Below are 14750 nucleotides of genomic sequence, written 5' to 3'. Positions count from 1 at the left end.
CGAGGGCCGGCCATGGTTGATCGGCTCAGATCCGGCGTTCCACGCCCTGCCAGTACTGTTCGCGCAGGTCCTTCTTGAGCACCTTGCCCACCGGGCTGCGCGGCAATGCCGGCACGAAGTCGACGCTCTTCGGCGACTTGACGGAACCCAGCTTTTGCTTGCACAGCGCGATGATCTCGGCGGCGCTCACGTCCTGGCCACCGTTCAGCTCGACCACCGCCTTCACCGCCTCGCCCCACTCCTCGTCGGGCACGCCGATGACCGCGCAGTCCTGCACCGCCGGGTGCGCCCAGATGACCTGTTCGACCTCGCTCGGGTAGACGTTGAAGCCGCCGCTGATGATCATGTCCTTCTTGCGGTCGGTGATGTGCAGGTAGCCCTCAGCGTCAATGTGGCCGATGTCGCCGGTATGCAGCCAGCCGTCGACGATCGTCTCCGCCGTCTTGTCCGGCGCCTTGTAATACCCTTTCATCACGAGGTCGCCGCGCACGCAGATTTCACCGGTCCCGCCCTGGGCCAGGATCCGGTTGGCCGCGTCCATGATCTCGACGCGGATCAGCGGATTCGGACGGCCGACCGAGGACAGGCGTTCGTCCGGCGCGAGCTGGCCGTCGACGACGTGCTGGTACGGCGGCAGGTAGGAGATCGACGCCGGCGCCTCGGTCTGGCCGTAGCCGCCCGCCATCACCGGGCCGAACACCGCCATCGCGCGCTTGAGCTTTTCCACCGACATCGGCGCGGCACCGTAGAAAAAGTAGCGGAGCGACGAGAAGTCGAGCTTGTCGATGCCCGGGATGTCCAGCAGCCGGTAGATCACGGTGGGCGGCAGGAACAGCTCGGTCACCCGGTACTTGACGATCGCGCCGAACATCGCCACCGGATCGGGCCTGGTGATCACGACCACCGTCCCGCCCTGCGCGCTGCACGGCATCGACAGCATGCCCGCCGTGTGCGTCATCGGTGCGGCGGCCAGGTTCACGGGCCGCGCGCCGTTGTACGGATGCACCATCATCGCCTGCGCGAAGTAGGTCTGCAGGGAGCGGTGCGTATTCATCACGCCCTTCGGCTTGCCGGTCGTGCCACCGGTGGGCGACAGGACCACCACGTCGTCCGGGTCGACGGCGACCTGGGGCGGGGTCGTGGATTGCCCTTCGCTCCATTCGGCCAGCGACGGCGCCCAGGGCAGGTCCGCGTCGATGCACACCCAGCGCCGGATCTTGGGCAGGCGCGGGCGCAGTCCATTGATGACTTCCGCGAACTGCCGCTGGAAGAACAGCACCTCGCAGTCGAAGAAGTCGAGGACGTACTGGTTCTCCTCGGCGACGTTGCGCCCGTTGACCGGGATGTACGCCATGCCGGCGCGCCACAGGCCCAGCGCGCAGGTCCACGCGAAGACGTCGTTGTCGGCCCAGACCGCGCCCTTCGCTTCGCGGCCGAAGCCGGTGGCGAGCAAGGTGTTGGCGATGCGGCAGGACAGTTCGCCGACCTCCTGGTAAGAATAATGCCGTTCGTCCTGGATGTAGGCGGCGCCGTGCGGATTGATGCGCCAGCCGCGGTCGAAAAAGTCGATGATGGCCATGTCCGGCTCCCGTCAGAGCTGCTGCACCGACGCGCGCGCGAGGCCGCGCTGCTCGAGGAAGCCGAGCAGGTAGCGGTGGCCGAACGCTTTCGATCCGGACGCGAAGCCGACCTTCGCGGTGTCGCCGTCGAGCAGCTTGATCGTTTCGGCCACGAGGATCGCGCCGGTGGCGATATAGGGCGTGACGCCGTACACGGTCGCGCGCACGGCCGACAGCTGGCCGCGGCCGATGGCGAAGTCGACGGTGCGGTGCATCGTGGTCCGTTCGCGCGGCGGCATCGTGGGCGTGGTCGAGTCGACGATCTGCTTCAGCACGGCGTCCTGCTGCTCGCGCGGCAGATGCTTGTACTCGGCATCCCATTTCTTGCCGAGTGCGTGGACCGTCTGCATCACGTTACCGTCGTAGAAGCCTACCGACGAGATGCAGCTGCGCACGCGCGGGTCGTGCTCGAAGTGGACCGGCAGCGACGTGCCGCCCCACGGCAGGCAGAATACCGGCTGCTGGAATGCCGGGTCGACGACCGTGAACGACGCGTCGGGGGCGTGCGCCATCATTTTTTTCTCCCACAAGTAGTAAGCATCGTGGCGATAGCTTTCGAAGATCGTCGCCGACGACCCGATGCTCACGCCGGCGCCGGCGCCGCGCATGCCGCGCGCCAGCGTGGCGGTTTCCAGCGCATCGATGCCGGGCGTCTCGAGCGCCAGTTCGGCGGCGATTTCCGCATAGCTGTACATATAGGCGTTCGACGGCGAGACCAGCAGGCCGGCCTGGCGGAACTGTTCGCCGAACTCGTCGCGAACCCTGCGGATATACGTCTGCTCCCCGGCGGGATCGAGGTGGTGGCAGCCCGCGCGCAGTGCCGCTTCCACGCCGACCAGGCCGAAATTGACGAACGGACCAACGGTGTTGAGCACCACCTTGGCGCCGGTGAAGGCCTTGGTCAGCGCTTCCACATTGTGTTCCGCTTCGATCAGTTCGTACTCGGCGGATTCGAGGCGCACGACGCGCTGCTCCATCATTTCCTTGGTGCGCTTGGCGTTGCGCGCCACGGCGGTGAAGGGAATGTTCTGGTCGATCAGCCAGTCCATGATCAACATGCCGGTGTAACCGCTCGCGCCGTAGACGACGACAGAATGCTTAGCCATGAAAGTCTCCTTGAATAAAAGTTTTGGTTAAAAAAAGGCTGGGTTGATAAATGGCGGGCGACTGTCCGCGCCCGCCGCTGGGTTCATCGGCTCGCCAGGAACTGCGCCACATCGTCGATGTCCTGTTGCGAGAGCTGGCTCGCAACGGCGGGCATCGCGCCGGTGGCGTCGCGCCGCGTGCCGTCCTTGAAGCGCATGAGCTGGTGGCGCAGGTAGTCGTAGCCCTGCCCCGCCAGGCGCGGGAACTCGCCCTTGCCTTCCAGGGCGGCGCCATGGCAGGCGACGCAGCTGCCGGCCTTGGCGACGGCCTCGCCGCGCGCCACGCGGGCCGGATCGGGCTTGAACGTCGTGTTGGGCAGCGGTGCCACGTGCGCGAAGTGCGTCGCCAGCGCCTCGAGTTCCTTGTCGGGCATGCTCAGCGCCAGCGACGTCATGGCCGGGTCGGTCCGCTCGCCGCTGACGAAGGCCTTCAGCTGCTTCTTGAGGTAGGCCTCGGGCTGGCCCGCGAGGCGCGGATACGTCTGGGCGCGCGCGTTGCCGCCGACGCCGTGGCAGCCCATGCACTCGTCGATCGTGCGCGGCCAGGGCCCGTAGACGCGCGTGTCTTCCTTGGCGATGGCGTCGATCTGCTCGCCCAGACGGTACAGGTTGACCAGGTCCGGTCCGTAGGCGACGCCGCCCACCACGACCGCCGCCAGCAACAGCCAGCCGGACCACACGGCGATCCGCCTGCCGCGGCTGCGCGCCTTCACGGTGGGCGTTTCGCCTTCCCTGGATTGTTTCGTTGCGACCTTCATCATGCTCTCCCTGCGTTGATTGCTTGCAGCGCCTGCAGCGCGGCCTTGTGGCCGGAGCGCACGGCGCCATCCATGTAACCTGCCCAGATATCCGACGTTTCCGTGCCCGACCAGATCAGGCGGCCGGCCGGCGGGTGCAGGGCCTGCCCGTATTTGGTGAGGAAGCCCGGCGGCATCGGCGAGATGCACGTCAGCGTCCATGGGTCCGCCTGGCCCCAGTCGTGGTCGTAGTACGCGACCGGATGCAGCGCTTCCTCGCCCAGCGCCTTGGCGTAGATCTGCGACAGCTCGGCCTCCGCGGCCTTCGGATCGGTCGGCAGCGTGCCGTTCACGACGAACGCATTGATCACGCCGAACGAGGCATCTTCGGGCGAGTTGTCGTAGGCCCAGAACAGCGAACCCTTGGGTTGCATGACCCAGCCGTTCAGGCCCTTGTCGCGCCAGAACGGCTTCTTGTAGACGTGCGCCGTCTTGCGTGCCGGCGCGTAGGCGGGCCAGCGCCGCTGCATTTCGCGGCGCCCGTCAGGCAGCGGCGGGTCGAAGGCGATCTGGTTGCACAGCGGCGGCGACAGCGCCACGATCACGTGGCGGGCGCGGATCACGCCGGTCGGCGTGTGGATCGCGACCGGGCCGTCGTTCCAGTTCTCGATGCGCAGCACGGGCGTCTTGAGCCGCACCTTGTCGCCCAGTGCCTGCGCCATCCTGATCGACAGGATCTGCGAGCCGCCGGAGATGCGCGTCCCCTGCGCACCGTCCTTGACCGCCTCGAAGCGCTCGAAGTTGCACTCGGCGGAATTCACCATCGACAGCCAGTGCAGCAGTGACAGCCGTGACGGAGCGGCGCCCCCGGTGAGGACCGAGCCCGTTTGCCAGCTGATCTGGTCTTCCGGCGCGACGTTCTTCGTCGCGAGCCAGCTGCCGAGCGTCATCGCATCGAATTCGGCGGCGCGCGGCGACGTCCAGGGCGCGCCGGACGGCACGCTCTTCGCCATCTCTTCGAGTTCATGCCCCAGCTTGGGATCCGTGCCGAACGTGCCGTCGCAGTCGAACGCGGCGCGTCCATCGCCGCCGACGACGACGGCCTTGCCTTGCCAGTAGCTGGGAAAAGTGCCGACGCCGAGCTCGCGCGCCAGGTCCGCGATCGCGGTCTGGCTCGGTCCGATCCACTGGCCGCCCGCTTCCGTGAAATAGCCGTTGCCGAGGTCGTGGTTCAGGGTGCGGCCGCCGACGCGGTCGCGCGCTTCCAGCAGCACGAACGATTCGCAGCCGGCCCGCCGCAGGTCGCGCGCCGCCGTCAGTCCGGCCAGGCCGGCGCCGATGATCGCGATGTCCAGCACGCCGCGTTCGTCACGCTGCCCCACCGCCGCGCGCGCGGCAGCCGGTAACGCGGCGGCAGCGACCGACGCGGCCATGCCGAGGAACCCGCGCCGCGTCAGCGCGGGCTCGCCGGGCGCATCGTCCCGGTTCGATTCAAATTCTTCCATCATGTCTCTTCCTGAGGTTCGACTAAAAAATTTCGAGGACGCCCGCTCATGCCCTGTCCGCGCTCACGGCCCGCAGCGCCTGCAGCGCGGCCGCGTGCCCCGACCGGACGGCGCCATCCATGTAGCCCGCCCAGATGTCCGCCGTTTCCGTGCCCGACCAGATCAGCCGGCCGGCCGGCGGATGCAGGGCCTTGCCGTATCGGGTGAGAAAGCCCGGCGGCATCGGCGACACGCAGGTCAGCGTCCAGTTGTCCGCCTTGCCCCAGTCGTGCTCGTAGTACCCGACCGGATGCAGCGCTTCCTCGCCGAACGCCTGGGCGTAGATGCGCGCGAGTTCCGTCTCCGCCTGGTTCGGATCGGTCGGCAACATGCCGTTGACGATGAACGCGTTGATCACGCCGAACGACACGTCCTCGGGCGAGTTGTCATAGGCCCACAGGACAAGTCCCTTCGGTTGGACGATCCAGCCATTCAGGCCCTTCTCGCGCCAGAACGCCTTCTTGTAGACGTGCGCGGTCTTGCGGATGGGCGCATAGGCCGGCCAGCGCCGCTGCATCTCCCGGCGCGGTGCCGGCAGCGGCGGGTCGAACGCGATCTGGTTGCACAGCGGCGGCGACAGCGCGACGATCACGTAGCGCGCGCGGATCACGCCGTCCGGCGTGTGGATCGCGACGGGCCCGTCGTTCCAGTTCTCGATGCGCAGCACGGGCGACTGGAGCCGCACCTTGTCGCCCAGCGCCTGGGCCATCCGGATCGACAGGATCTGCGAGCCGCCCGAGATGCGGGTCTGCTGGGCGCCGCCCCGCACGGCTTCCAGCCGCTCGTAGGTGCAGTCGGCCGAATTGATCATCGACAGCCAGTGCAGCAGCGACAGTTGCGCCGGGGCGGCGCCGCCCGTGAGCATCGCGCCGGCCGACCACCCGATCTGGTCCTGCGGGGCGAGGTGCTTCGTCGCCAGCCAGCTGCCCAGCGACAGCGCGTCGAATTCGGCGGCGCGCGGCGACGTCCAGGGGGCGCCGGAGGGCACGCTCTTCGCCATGTCCTCGAGTTCGCGCTGCAGCCGCGGGTCGGTACCGACGCTGCCCCCGGTGTCGAGCGCGGCATGCGCCTCGCCCAGGACGTACGACGCCTTGCCCTGCCAGTAATTGGGGAAGGTGCCGACGCCGAGCTCGCGCGCCAGGTCCGCGATCGCGGTCTGGCCCGGGCCGATCCACTGGCCGCCCGCTTCCGTGAAATAGCCGTTGCCCAGGTCGTGGTTCAAGGTGCGGCCGCCGACGCGGTCGCGCGCTTCCAGCACCACGAACGACGAGCAGCCGGCCCGCTGCAGGTCGCGCGCCGCCGTCAGGCCGGCCAGGCCGGCGCCGATGATCGCGATATCGAGCACGTTGCCCTCTGCGGCCTTGCCGGTCGCGGCGCGTGCCGCCCCGGGCAGCGCCGTTGCCGCCGCGGCGGCCGTCGCCACGCCGAGGAAACCGCGGCGCGTGAGCGCGGGCGTTTCATCCTGTGGCTGGTTCAGCTTGCTCATCACGTCCTCCCTGCGCCGGCGGCCTGCAGCGCCTGCAGCGCGGCCTTGTGGCCGGAACGCACGGCGCCATCCATCGCCGTCGCCCAGATGTCCGCCGTTTCCGTGCCCGACCAGATCAGGCGCCCGACGGGTGGATGCAGCACGTCGCCGTATTGGGTGAGGAAGCCCGGCGGGAACGGTGCCGTGCAGCTCAGCGACCAGTCGTCGGCCTTGCCCCAGTCGTGATCGTGGTAGGCGACCGGATGCAGCGCCTCGTCCCCGAGAGCGCTGGCATAGATGCGCGTGAGCTCGGCCTCCGCCGCCTTCGGGTCCGACGGCAGCGCACCGTTGTTGACGAATGCCGCGATGACGCCGAGCGACGCGTCCTCCGGCGAGTTGTCGAACGCCAGCAGCAGCGGCCCCTGCGCCTGCACGATCCAGCCGCTCAGGCCCTGGTCGCGCCAGAACGGCTTCTTGTAGACGTGGACCGTCTTGCGCATCGGGGCGAACGCCGGCCAGCGCCGCTGCATCTCCCGGCGCTTGTCCGGCAATGGCGGATCGAAGGCGATCCGGTGGCACAGGGCCGGCGACAGCGCGACGATCACGCTGCGCGCGCGGATCACGCCGTCCGGCGTGTGGATGGCAACCGGGCCATCCTTCCAGTTCTCGATGCGCGACACGGGCGTCGACAGGCGGACCTTGTCGCCCAGCGCCTGCGCCATCCTGATCGACAGGATCTGCGAACCGCCCGCGATGCGGGTTTCCTGCGCGCCGTCCTTGATCCCTTCCAGCCGCACGTAATCGCAGTTCGCGGAATTCAGCATCGCCAGGTAATGCAGCAGCGACAATTTGACGGGGCTGGCGCCCGTCGTCAGCGTCGCACCCAGCACCCAGCTCAGGCGGTCCGCAGGCGGAATGTTCTTTTTTGCCAGCCAGTCGGCGAACGACATGGCATCGAATTCCGCCGCGCGTTTGGCCGTCCAGGGCGCGCCGCACGGGACTTCTTTCGCGAGTTCCTCGAGCTCGCGCCGGATGGCCGGGTCGGTGTCCAGCCCGCCGGTGCTTTCCGTCCGCGCGCGGACGTCGCCCGCCAGCAAGGTCATCTTGCCCTGCCAGTGGGTCGGGAACGTACCGATGCCCAGCTCGCGGAGCAAATCGATGATGGCGGACTGGCCGGGACCGATCCACTGGCCGCCCGCCTCGGAAAAATAGCCGTTGCCGAGGTCGTGGTTCAGCGTGCGGCCGCCGACGCGGTCGCGCGCTTCCAGCACGACGAACGATTCGCAGCCCGCGCGGTGCAGGTCGCGCGCGGCCGTCAGGCCGGCCAGGCCCGCGCCGATGATGGCGATGTCCAGTACGCCGCGTTCGTCGCGCCGGCCGGCGGCCGCGCGTGCCGGCTCCGGTCCCGCCGCCGCCGTCACGGCAGCGGTGACCGCGGCGGCGCCGAGGAAACCGCGGCGCGTGACGGCGGCTCCCGCCTGTCCCAATGTCGTCGTTTTGTTTCGTTTCATGATGTCTGCCTGCGTAGTTCGGATAGGTCCCTGCGTGTTCAGCGCGCCACCGGCCCGGCCATCGACATCAGCGCGGGCGGCCGGGCACCGATCGCGACGACGGCCGTCAGCGGTTCCTGCTGCGCGCGCTGGGTCGACGTGAACGTCGTGCCGCCGTCGGTGCTGCGCAGCGTCGTCCCCGCCATGCCGGCGACGACCACGCTGCCGTCGGCCAGCTGCGCGATGCCGGTCAGCGACTGGGACGTGTGCGCATCGACGGCGCGCCAGGTGCGGCCGTCGTCGGCGCTGCGATAAAGATGGCCGCGCATGCCGCACACGAGCAAAGTGCCGTCGACGAGCGCCGCGCCATGCCACAGCGAGCCCTTGTTGCCGGTGGCGAGCGTGTCCCACGACTTGCCGCCGTCGGCCGAGCGATACAGGGTCCCCGCCTCCGCCGCGATGAGCAGCGTGCCGTGGGCGGACGCGAACACGTGGTACAGGTGACGGTCGGCGTCGGCGCCGGTGCCGATGTGGCGCTCGGCCCACGTGCGGCCGCCGTCCCGGGTTTCGATGGCCCAGCCGTACAGGCCGACCGCGATGCCGTGGTCGGGGCTGTCGAAGTGGAACGACAGGATGGGCTGCTCCACACCCGGCGTGGCACGCAGCAGCGACCAGGTCTCGCCGCCGTCGCGGGTCCCCAGGACGACGCCGTCGTGACCGGCCGCGAAGCCGCGCTGCGGGTCGATGAACTGCACCGACGTCAGCAGCCCACGGACGGGAACGGATTTCGCCTGCCGGTACGTCTTGCCGTCGTCGGACAACAGCACCACGCCGTGGTCGCCGACGGCGACGATGCGGTTGCCCGCGCGGGTGGCGGCCAGCAGCGGCGCGCGGACCGCGTTGGCGCCGCGCTGCGCCGGCGCGATGACCGGCCAGCCCTTCGCCACCGGCGCAACCGCCGGGTCGTCGATGGCCGCCGCATGCGCGCCGCACAAGGCCAGGACGGCGCCGGGAAGGAATCGGATGAGTTTCATGATGGACCTCTCAGTGCTGCAGGATGGCCGGCATGCGTACCGGTCCGCGGCGCGGGAACAGCCATTCGAGCACCGCCGCGAACGCCGGCAGCAGGGTGATCGCCATGACCATGTTTACGATGAACATGAAGGTCAGCAGCGCCCCCATGTCGGCCTGGAACTTCAGGCTCGAGAACGTCCACGTCGCCACGCCGATGGACAGCGTGATGGCGGTGAACACGGTCGCGAGTCCCGTCTCCGCCAGCGCGAGTTCAAGGGCCTGCGTGAAACCCAGCCCGTTCGCGAGCTGCACCTGCAGCCGGTTGTAGATGTAGAAGGCGTAGTCGACGCCGATGCCGACCGCCAGCACCATCACGGGCAAGGTCGCCACCGTCAGGCCGATCTCGAATTCCTTCATGAACCAGTAGCCGATCCACGTCGCCACCGTGAGCGGCAGGCAGCAGGCGAACATCGCGCGCCAGTCGCGGTAGACGAGGAACACCAGGATGAGGATGGCCGCGTACACGTACAGCATCATCGGCATCTCGCTCGCCTCCAGCACTTCGTCGGTGGCCGCCTGCACGCCCGCGTTGCCGCTCGCGAGCCGGATGTTCACGCCGTCGAGGCGGTTGGCCGCGCGGTAGTCCTTCACGGCCGCCACGACGCTCTTGATCGTCGTGGCGCGGTGGTCCGGCAGGTACAGGTTGACGCCCTGCACGCGGCAATCGCCCGACGCCAGGCCGGCAATGCGGTTGTTCACGCCCTGGAATTGCGAGCCGAGACCGCGCGGATCGCGCGTCGCGGTGGCCATCTTCGGGTTGCCCTCGTTGAGCCCCGCGTTGTACAGCTTGAGCTGGCCCGCCGCCGAATCGGCCGACACGACGCCCGGCACGCCTTCCATGTGCCACGCGAATTCATCGATGAACAGCAGCTCGTCGGCGCGCGAGCAGACCTCGCCCGGGTGCCCCGGCGTCGCCTCGAACACGACGGTCAGCCAGTCCAGGCCCACGTCGAAGCGGCCGACGATGGCGGCGGCGTCGCGGTTGTAGCGCGAATCCGCGCGCAGCTCGGGCGCGCCGGCTTCCAGGCTGCCGATATGGCGTCCCTGGCTCTTCCAGTACGCCACGCCGAAGATCGCGGCGCCGACGAGCGTCATGACCACGGCGTTGCGCGGCCGCGCGACCCGGGCGACGACGCCCAGCCATGCCCCCTGCCGCTCGCGCCGCACGAGCGCGCGCCTGGCATACTCCGGCGTGAAGCGGAAGTACGAGGCGGCGATCGGCAGCATCATGAGGTTCGTGAGGATCTTGTAGGCCACGCCGATGGCGGCCGTGATCGCCAGTTCGCGGATCATCGGGATCGGGATCAGCACGAGCGTGATGAAGCTGACGAACGCCGTGACGAGCGCGAGCGAGCCCGGAATCAGCAGGCCCGTGAAGCTGTGCCGTGCGGCCGCGAAGGAATCGTGGCCGTGCGCGACCTCGCGGACGATGAAGTTGATCTGCTGGATGCCGTGCGAGACGCCGATCGCGAACACGAGGAACGGCACCAGGATCGCGAGCGGATCGAGTCCGAAACCGAGCAGGTGCAAGGTGCCGAACTGCCACACGAGCGACGTCAGGGAACACGCGAGCGGCAGCAGGGTCAGGCGGATCGACCGGCAGTACCAGTACACGGCGACCGCCGTCAGCAGGAAGGCAACGATGAAGAAGCGCGTGACTTCGTCCGAGCGGTCGGCGATGTCGCCGATCTCCTTGGCGAACCCGATGATCTCGATCTCCACGCCGGCGTTCTCGAACGGCTTGCGGATCTTGTCCTCGAGCAGCCGGTTGAACCGGATGTAGTCGAGTTTTTCCCCGGTGCGCGGATCGACGTCCGTCAGTTGCGCCGTGATCAGGGCGCTCGTCTGGTCGCGCGCCACGAGCGTCCCCACGTGCCCGCCCGCCACGGTGCGCTGGCGCATCTGGGCGATGACGTCGCCGGTGAGCTTTTCCGGCACGATGTCGCCGCCGGCCACGGGTTCCGCGCGGAAGCCGTCTTCCGTGATCTCGGTGAAGAACACGTTCGGCGTCCACAGCGACGTCACGCTGGTGCGGTCGACGCCCGGCAGGTACGTCAGGGCGTCGGTCACCTTCAGCACCTGGGTGAGCACGGCCGGGTTCCAGACGTCGCCCTGGCGGGCGTGCACGGCAATGGTGAGGCGGTTGGCGCCGAACAGCTGCGCGCGGTACTTCTCGAACGTGCGGATGTACTCGTGGCCGGACGGCAGCTGCTTTTCGAAGCCGGCTTCGAGTTTCAGCTTGGCCGCGTTCATCCCCATGAAGGCGGTAAAGCCCGCCAGCACGAGGAGGAAAGCGAGGCGGCGCCCGAACAGGGCCGTCTCGAGACGGGAAATGAGGCGCGTGATCATCAGAACGAGGACGTCAGGCTGATGGACATGAAATCACGGTCGCGCATCAGGTTGCTCGCGCCGCCGCCCCAGTTCTGCGTGAAGTCCACGCGCAGCTTCGTCTCCGGCTTCACCTTGAAATCGATCGTCGCGCCGAGTACCGCGGCGCCCGCGCCCTTGACGAAGCCCGGCAGCGCCGTCGCCGCCACGCCGGACAGTCCCTGCGAGATCGCGATGTCCGGCGCCAGCGAAGCGCGCGTGCCGAACACGTTCGGGTACGTCACCGTGCCGGCGACGACCATGCCCCACGACGTCTTCGTCGGCAGCCTGTAGTCGGCCGTGACGGCGTACGGCACGCTGCCGTCGAGCTTCAGTCGCGGGTAGTGCGCGACCGCCGTCTCCGCCGTAATCGTCCCTTCGCTCGCGCCCAGCGCGCGCAGCAGGCCGCCCAGCGAGCCGGATGGCGACAGGATGTGGATGCCCGTCAGGTGCAGCTGGACGTGGCGCGTGTCGACCCAGCCGCGGCAATACGTGCCGACGGGCGCCGCGGTGAAATCGGCCAGCGCGTTGCAGTAGTGGGCATTGCGCGGGTCGATGACGGCGCTCGGATCGAGGGCGACGCCATCGCGCGGCCGGTACGACAGCTCGGTGCCGACTGCCCACTCGCCGGCCTGGAAGTTGTACGACACGCCGAACAGGCTGCGGTTGCGGCCATAGTCCAGGGCCGCTTCCCAGCCGAAGGGATTGGCGGTCGTGCCAGTGACCTGGTAGCTCGCGAACGGCACCTTGTCGTCGTAGCGGATGTAGTACAGGCCGAGCTCATTGCCCGACTCGGGAAGCTGGTAGCGCAAGGCGATGCCGCCCTGGCCGTTGCGCGGCGCGCGGTCCGCCGCGCGCGGGATGACGGTGCCGGTGCCGAGGATGGCGCCGGCCGGATTGACGGCGGGATCCGCCAGCTCGCCGAAGCCGAGCCGGCGGCCGTACGGCACGCCGGTGGCGGGATCCGGTCCCGTGATGACCGTGCCCGTGTTGCCGATCGTCCCGGCAGGGAACGGCCCCACGCCGAACGGCGCGACGGCCGCGTTCAGGACGGACGTCGGCAGGTAGATCCCGCGTCCGCCCTTGCCGGCGAAGTTACTGGTCGAGAAGAACGTGCCCGGCGCGTCGAATTCGAAGCCCTTCCATTTCCACTGGTAAAACGCCTCGAGGCCGAGGCCGTGCGCGAGCGACGTGCTGAACGACACCATCGGCGCCGGGATGAACAGGTTCTTCAGCGGCGTGCCCGGCTGGTGCGCGGCGGGCACGTAGATCGGGTTGATCGAGTTCACGCCGCCCGTGATGTACAGGTCCTCGCCCCAGCTCAGGACCTGGTTGCCGACGCGGATACGCGCCTGCTGTGCGCCGATGTCGAACTCCTTCGTCACGTAGGCGTCGAGCCAGCGCGGATTGCTGACCGCGAAATCCCGCGCCGCCGGATCGAGCGGGCCGCGCTTCGTGCGGTCGATCGCGAAGTCGTGGTTGGCGACGCCGCGCAGCAGGCCGCTCCAGCCGTCCGTCCCCTTCACGAACAGGTCGGCCGTGTACTGCAGGTTGGCCGACACCACCTGCCCGCTCTTGTAGTGCAGGTTGCCCAGATCCTGGTTCAGGCGCAGCGTGTCGAGGTTCATCGAATACGCGGCCGGGTAAGCCGCCTGCAGCGGCGTCACCGCGTCGCCGACGCAACCGCCATTGTCGTTGCCGACGTTGCGGCAATCCGGTTTCGACGTGCGCACGGCCAGGCCGAACGACACCGTCGAATCCAGGTTCACCGACCAGCCGTTCGCGAGCGGCCACTCGGCCGCATGGACCGGTCCGGCCACCGCCAGCGTGCCCAGCACCGCCGTGCAGGCCAGCGTACGTGCCAGCCTCGCGTCCACATCATCACGTGTCTTCATTTCCGCATCCCCTTGTTCGTGTCGTTGGTTTATCGGGTCGTGGCGCGGCGCAGGCCGTCCGGCTCGAACGTGCCCGCCTTCAGGCGTCCCTCGCGCGCGGCGAGCCAGTCGGGTTCCTTGCCGCCCGCGAGCACGCGGTCGAGCACGGCGCGGCCCGTCACGTGGTCATAGCTCGTGTTGGCGGCCCAGACGCAGGCCGGCACTTCCCACGCCATGTACGGTCCCATCTCGGTGGTGCGCCAGACCTTGCCCTGGGCGTCGATCATGTCTTCGACGAGGATCGTCCAGGTGTCTTCGTCGATATAGAAGGTGCGCTTGGGGAACATGTGGCGCATGCCCTCCTTGAGCGTCGCTTCCACGACCCACATGCGGTGCAGCTCGTAGCGGGCGAGATCGCGGTTGAAGAATTTCGGCTTGACGACGTCGGCGACCTTGTTCGCCGGCGCATTCAGGCGGTAGGTGTTGTAGGGGACGAACAGCTCCTTCTTGCCGGCGAGCTTCCAGTCGTAGCGGTCGAGCGGTCCGTTGAACTGCAGGTACTGGTCGACGATCTCCAGGTTCTCGGTGTTCAGGATCGGCGCGTCGTACTGGTAAGTGGGCGCGCGGCGCACGCGGCGCTGGCTGGCGAAATACAGCCAGACGTCGTTCGGCTTGGCAAAGTTGTATTGCGCGAGCGTGGCGTCGCCCGCGATCGACGGCGGTCCGGTGAACACGTTGAGCAGCTGGTACTCGATGTTGCGGGCGTCGGCGATGCCCTTGTTCGACGGCGACCACATCGGCGACATCTCCCACTCGTCCTGCGAGATCGCCTCGCCGATGCCGTCGCCGCCCTTCGGCGGGATGAACGCCGAGAAGTGCGACGAAAAGCCTTCGCCGCGCCAGCTCAGCTTGTGGTTCCAGATCGCCTCCGCGCCGTTGCGCGGCACGGGAAACGGCACGGCGGCGCCGATGGCTTCGGCCAGGTCGTGACCGTTGGCGGCCAGCTTCGCGGTCGCCGCGTTCTTCTTCGTCCGCTCGTAGAAGTAGTCGGGATAGCCGCAGGAGCGGTGCGTCGGGTACACGTCCATCCGGTAGCCCGGGATCGACTTCACCATCTCGACCTGGCCGGCCGCCAGCTTGTCCTTGTAGCGGTCGACGTTCGACGCGTCGATCGAGAACAGGCGCTTGTCGCCGGCGTAGGGGTCGGGACGCGGCGCCCCGGTCTTCCAGCCGGCCGGCGCCTTCATGTCGCCGCCGGTCCACGCCGGGATCGTCCCGTCCTTGTTGCCGGCGCGCTCGGCCCCCACCGGGGTCAAGTCCTTGCCGAGCCTGGCCGCTTCCTGCTCGCCGGCCGTGGCATGGGCCGTGGCGCCGAGCACCATGGCGGCGCCGAGAAACATCGTCTTGAAGCTCATTTGCGTCTCCTGTTGAATTC

At 68.6% G+C, this 14750-nt stretch carries 10 protein-coding genes; all 10 read right to left on the bottom strand.

Going from position 1 to position 14750, the window contains the following annotated elements:
* Nucleotides 1–25: 25 nt before the first annotated feature.
* Nucleotides 26–1579 (bottom strand): class I adenylate-forming enzyme family protein, encoded by a 1554-nt coding sequence (locus P0M04_RS22100; protein WP_259449626.1) that lies wholly within the window; start codon nucleotides 1577–1579, stop codon nucleotides 26–28.
* A gap of 12 nt (nucleotides 1580–1591) precedes the next feature.
* On the bottom strand, nucleotides 1592–2725 hold the full coding sequence (locus P0M04_RS22095) for a saccharopine dehydrogenase family protein (RefSeq protein ID WP_259449627.1): 1134 nt from the start codon (nucleotides 2723–2725) through the stop codon (nucleotides 1592–1594).
* Nucleotides 2726–2808: 83 nt separating this feature from the next.
* Entirely contained in the window at nucleotides 2809–3525 is a 717-nt protein-coding gene (locus P0M04_RS22090) for a c-type cytochrome (RefSeq protein ID WP_259449628.1), read from the bottom strand.
* Entirely contained in the window at nucleotides 3522–5006 is a 1485-nt protein-coding gene (locus P0M04_RS22085) for a flavin monoamine oxidase family protein (RefSeq protein ID WP_259449661.1), read from the bottom strand. Before P0M04_RS22085 ends, P0M04_RS22090 begins: the two co-directional genes overlap by 4 nt.
* Before the next feature lie 46 nt (nucleotides 5007–5052).
* Nucleotides 5053–6531 (bottom strand): flavin monoamine oxidase family protein, encoded by a 1479-nt coding sequence (locus tag P0M04_RS22080; protein WP_259449629.1) that lies wholly within the window; start codon nucleotides 6529–6531, stop codon nucleotides 5053–5055.
* Nucleotides 6531–8021, bottom strand: a complete 1491-nt coding sequence (locus tag P0M04_RS22075) for a flavin monoamine oxidase family protein (protein ID WP_259449630.1) — start codon at nucleotides 8019–8021, stop codon at nucleotides 6531–6533. The genes P0M04_RS22080 and P0M04_RS22075 overlap by 1 nt, the downstream gene beginning before the upstream one ends.
* Nucleotides 8022–8059: 38 nt before the next feature.
* On the bottom strand, nucleotides 8060–9034 hold the full coding sequence (locus P0M04_RS22070) for a WD40/YVTN/BNR-like repeat-containing protein (protein WP_259449631.1): 975 nt from the start codon (nucleotides 9032–9034) through the stop codon (nucleotides 8060–8062).
* 10 nt (nucleotides 9035–9044) lie between these two features.
* On the bottom strand, nucleotides 9045–11423 hold the full coding sequence (locus tag P0M04_RS22065) for an efflux RND transporter permease subunit (protein WP_259449632.1): 2379 nt from the start codon (nucleotides 11421–11423) through the stop codon (nucleotides 9045–9047).
* Entirely contained in the window at nucleotides 11423–13336 is a 1914-nt protein-coding gene (locus tag P0M04_RS22060) for a DUF1302 domain-containing protein (protein WP_259449633.1), read from the bottom strand. The genes P0M04_RS22065 and P0M04_RS22060 overlap by 1 nt, the downstream gene beginning before the upstream one ends.
* A 29-nt stretch (nucleotides 13337–13365) precedes the next feature.
* A complete protein-coding gene (locus tag P0M04_RS22055) occupies nucleotides 13366–14730 on the bottom strand; it encodes a DUF1329 domain-containing protein (RefSeq protein ID WP_259449634.1) in 1365 nt (454 codons plus the stop codon).
* Between the last annotated feature and the right edge of the window lie 20 nt (nucleotides 14731–14750).

It is taken from the genome of Telluria mixta (genome assembly GCF_029223865.1).
In the GTDB taxonomy this organism is placed as follows: domain Bacteria; phylum Pseudomonadota; class Gammaproteobacteria; order Burkholderiales; family Burkholderiaceae_D; genus Telluria; species Telluria mixta.
Note: the sequence above shows the minus strand (reverse complement) of the source record. Positions and strands in the feature narration are given on the sequence as shown.